Annotated in this window: 2 protein-coding genes; both read left to right on the forward strand. The window is 36.4% G+C overall.

Annotation, left to right across the window (positions count from 1 at the left end):
- Nucleotides 1–889 (forward strand): replication initiation factor domain-containing protein (locus EUBIFOR_RS03250; RefSeq protein ID WP_003864490.1); only part of this gene is annotated, 889 nt, incomplete at its 5' end.
- 864 nt (nt 890–1,753) lie between these two features.
- Nucleotides 1,754–2,026, forward strand: a complete 273-nt coding sequence (locus tag EUBIFOR_RS03255; protein ID WP_003864492.1) for a hypothetical protein — start codon at nt 1,754–1,756, stop codon at nt 2,024–2,026.
- The last annotated feature ends 82 nt before the right edge of the window (nt 2,027–2,108 follow it).

Here is a 2,108-nt window from a genome sequence, read left to right on the forward strand (position 1 = left end):
TAAATATATTTTAGGCGACATCAATATCATGTGTTCCATGCAAGAGCATTTAGGTGTTTTGTTAGAACTAAAAGGCAGAGGGTGTCGGCAAATGGAAAGTTATCTATTGGCACAGGAACGCTCGTGGTATGACTTCATACTTGATTGTATGACGGCAGGCGGTGTGATGAAACGTCTTGATTTAGCAATCAATGATAAAGCAGGAATATTGGATATTCCCAAATTAAAAGAAAAATACAAGGCAGGTGAATGTATCTCCTACTTCCGTAAGCAGAAAGATTACAGCGGTACGGAAAAATGCGGTAGCGATTTGCCAAAGAATACAGGAGAAACATTATATCTCGGTTCAACCAGTAGTGAGTTATATATGTGTGCTTATCAGAAGAATTATGAGCAGTATGTCAAGAATGGCACAGAAGTTGAAGATACAGAAATCAAGAACCGTTTTGAAATACGCATGAAGAATGAACGAGCCTATTATGCGGTTGCAGATTTACTGACCTATCGGGACGCTGAACGCACCGCTTTTTCTATCATCAATCATTATGTCCGCTTTGTAGATAGAGAAGATGATAAACCCAAAAGTCAATGGAAAACAAATGATGATTGGGCATGGTTTGTAGGGGAAAACAGAGAGCCGATACGATTAACTACAAAGCCAGAACCTTATACTTTACAAAAGGCTTTGCATTGGTTACAAAGACAGGTTGCACCAACCATAAAAATGGTACAAGCATTAGACAGAGAAAATCATACAACGATACTGAAAGATATGATTGAGCAGACAGAACTCAAAGATAAGCATAAACACTTATTACAATTAGAAAAATCAACCATAGAAGAACGCATAGATACCGCTGTCCCACAAGAGAATGACGGTATTTTTTAATTTCTTCAAAATATCTGCAACAAAACATCAACTTTCGTACAGATATGGTGCGAGAACAGGAAATCTAAACTTTTTTTGAAAATAGGTCATTAAATTTTGGCTTGCTGTCCCTATATGAAGTGAAAGACGAAAAAAGTTTTGAAAAAAATGTCGGAAAATCGAGTTAAGCGGACAGTATTATGCAGAAAGAGGAAATCACACTTTATTTCTTGATTTGTATTCAAACAGGCATTAGCTGTTGAGTGTTGATGTGGAAAGAGAAAATTATTTTATCCTCAACTTAACAATTTAAGGTTTCCGTTCCCTATATGGCGTAGAAAGAAAAAAGTTTAAGAAATGTGATACAAATAACGCTTTTCTGTCCTGATATGGAGTGAAGAAAATAGTTCATTCTATTGTTGGCAGTAACAGTATCTTTTGGGTAGTTAGGGTGTGAAAAGGAAAATATTCTTTTTTCATCATCAACTTAGCAAAATGACATTTTCTATCCCTATATGGTGCATGAAAAGAAGTTAAATTTTTCTATTTCAACTTAGCAAATGGACGTTTGCTGTACAGATAGTAGTGAAAAAGGGAAAAAGTTTTGAATTTTAGTTACATTTCTCCTCTTTTCCAACGCGGTATATAGGAAAGATGATTTTCTTCTTTCAATCGCTCTTTGACAACTGAATAAAGCAATTCAATACGTTTGACAGACAGCGAGCCGTTGAAACAGATACGCCATGACCTTTCTCCTGCAAAAGTGAGCGATAACCTATCTGTGTTCTTGTAAAAGACTTGTCCTCTTTTATCGCCATGACCTGTTCTGTCTGATAATGATACTCCCGTACAGCCTCAGCTTGAGCGTTAAGAGCGTCGCACGCAATGGGTACGGCTACATTGGATAATGCAGAGGTGAAAGTCCTGTGGGCTATGACAAAAGCCGTTGAATTGCTTAGAAACTATTTTTACAGAAAGGGGGTATGTGTTATTGATAATGCTGTAAAAACAATTCAAAAGAAAAATAACAAGTGTGGCATTGGAAACAGAGGAAAGACAAAGATTGTTGTAAAAGAGCATTTTTCTGAAAAGGGAAAGACAATGGAAGAACTTCTGACTGATGTTATGCTTGAGAAAGCAAAGCAGACAATCGCATAAATTCGGTGCAGTTGTAAGAAATAGATTGAATGTGAAAAATAACCCATGTTATACTTTACTTGCAAGCAGGTATTGTAAACAT

Source organism: Holdemanella biformis DSM 3989, from assembly GCF_000156655.1.
Taxonomy (GTDB): domain Bacteria; phylum Bacillota_I; class Bacilli_A; order Erysipelotrichales; family Erysipelotrichaceae; genus Holdemanella; species Holdemanella biformis.